The organism is Bacillus cereus group sp. N14, assembly GCF_016483555.1.
In the GTDB taxonomy this organism is placed as follows: domain Bacteria; phylum Bacillota; class Bacilli; order Bacillales; family Bacillaceae_G; genus Bacillus_A; species Bacillus_A wiedmannii.
The window spans coordinates 1-233 of record NZ_JAEHBQ010000141.1; the positions used below are offsets into that span (position 1 = coordinate 1).

Consider the following 233-nt stretch of genomic DNA (forward strand, 5'->3'; position numbering starts at 1 on the left):
CTCCATCGGCAGGATGGCTGGTTTGGAGGGATCGTACGTGTAGTGGATTGTAGTGCCTGAGTGATTCGTAATTGGTTTTGCAGCAGTAATAGTTGGTACTATAACTTGGAATGAAACGGTACGTGATGAAATTGCCCCAATCGTACCGATCAAAATGCCTATAGAAGCATTAGCAATAGATATAGGGTAACAGATAATCGTAACAGTATTAGCAAGGAATATCGATCCATCTG

1 protein-coding gene is annotated in these 233 nt (G+C 42.1%); it reads right to left on the reverse strand.

Annotation, left to right across the window (positions count from 1 at the left end; all coding sequences use genetic code 11):
- On the reverse strand, nt 1-233 hold a 233-nt coding region (locus tag JDS82_RS29460; protein ID WP_199714345.1), incomplete at both ends, for a hypothetical protein.